Genomic DNA, 1,507 nt, shown 5'->3' on the forward strand with positions numbered 1-1,507 from the left:
TATACTATAAATTCAACTTTGCAACAGAACCTCACTTTTTAACTCCTCCTTTATCCAAAGCTTAGCATCGCATAGTTATAACGTGAAATAAATATTAAGTATATTACTCATAACAATTTTGTTATAATAGAGGTATTCAAATGTTAGGAGACCTAGTTAATGGATTCATTAAAAGTTCTAAATGAAGTAGTTAAAACGCAAAGTTTTACTAAAGCTGCAGAAAATTTATATACTTCACAGCCATCAATAAGTCGTGATATTAAACGATTAGAACTGGAATATGATATAAAAATTTTCGAATTTAGACATTCTAAAATGTCTTTAACGAGTGATGGGGAGAAACTATTTCAATATGCTTTACAACGTGAGCGTTTAGAACAAATCTTAAGACACGATTTGAAAATGCAACCTGATACAATTTCGGGAGATGTAACGGTAGGGAGTAGTTACACGTATGGCGAATATCGATTGTCACAACATCTTACTGATTTAGCAAAAAAATATCCTGAATTATATATTCATGTGCAATTAAATAATTCTGATACAGTATTACAACATATTAAGAATAACATTATCGATTTAGGTATAATCGAAAAAGAGGTTCAAAGCAATATCATATACAGTAGACGTATTGCTCAAGATGAAATAGTACTAATTCGTAAAAAGTCATCATCTTCAAATAAATCAATATGTTTTATCAGAGAACGTGGATCAGGTACAAGAGTCTATCAAGAAAATGCGTTATCACAAATGACTTCATCCTCTTATTTAGTAGAAATTAATAACACAAATCTAATTAAAAATATGGTTCATGCTGATAAAGGCTTTTCTATTGTTTCTAAATCAACATTAACACCTTATGATTTAGAAAAGCTAGAAGTAACAAACTTAGACATCACACGCTATTTCTATTTAGTCATACATAAAGATAAGTATATTGATACGAAGCTTAATGAAGTTATCAAAAATTTGGTTTCATGAATTTTGATCTTTGTATTATTTATTCTAAATTTAATGCATGTTCTAATGACAATCTATTTAAAAAAAGGATAAATTCTCAATATATAACATTCATAATTTACCCTTTAAATTATTGACAATTAGCGTCAAAAATATTAAAACGATACCTTGTAACTAATACCGTACATATCACTTTGCTTTGCATTCCTCTACCAGCCAGTGTTATAATTTAATTAACAAATAGTGTACTAACATGATAAACACCGAGCCCGATAACTACTGCGAATAGTTATCGGGCTCTTTTGGTGTATTAGCTATATGTCGCCGCTAAATTACTTTTCACGATTATTCAGCCAATGAGAAAATAATGTGAGTATAACTCCTACTATGATAGGAGCTATAATAGTTACAAATAGTGTACTGAACATGATGTCACCTCCTTCCATGCTAAATACAGCACAGAAGTGAACGACGACCTTTGTATTATATCATTTCTAATAATTGAGTTACAGATGACTTCCGATAAGTTATTTTATGTTATATCTTT

The 1,507-nt window shown here is 29.5% G+C and carries 2 protein-coding genes; one reads left to right on the plus strand and one right to left on the minus strand.

Translation table 11 applies throughout. The features are described 5' to 3' along the window. The first annotated feature begins 159 nt into the window (after window positions 1-159). Window positions 160-981, plus strand: a complete 822-nt coding sequence (locus HMPREF3125_RS01835; RefSeq protein WP_070451576.1) for a LysR family transcriptional regulator — start codon at window positions 160-162, stop codon at window positions 979-981. Between the two features lie 311 nt (window positions 982-1,292). Here HMPREF3125_RS01835 and HMPREF3125_RS12380 read toward each other — a convergent pair whose 3' ends face one another. Continuing rightward, complete coding sequence (locus HMPREF3125_RS12380; RefSeq protein ID WP_000493114.1) at window positions 1,293-1,388, minus strand: type I toxin-antitoxin system Fst family toxin; 96 nt, start codon at window positions 1,386-1,388, stop codon at window positions 1,293-1,295. Window positions 1,389-1,507: the final 119 nt, after the last annotated feature.

Source organism: Staphylococcus sp. HMSC13A10 (genome assembly GCF_001808005.1).
GTDB lineage: Bacteria > Bacillota > Bacilli > Staphylococcales > Staphylococcaceae > Staphylococcus > Staphylococcus pasteuri.

Excerpts from the sequence above, each read along its gene's own strand:
- HMPREF3125_RS01835 (WP_070451576.1), top strand. The coding sequence starts at position 160 with ATGGATTCATTAAAAGTTCTAAATGAAGTAGTTAAAACGCAAAGTTTT.
- HMPREF3125_RS12380 (WP_000493114.1), bottom strand. The coding sequence starts at position 1,388 with ATGTTCAGTACACTATTTGTAACTATTATAGCTCCTATCATAGTAGGA.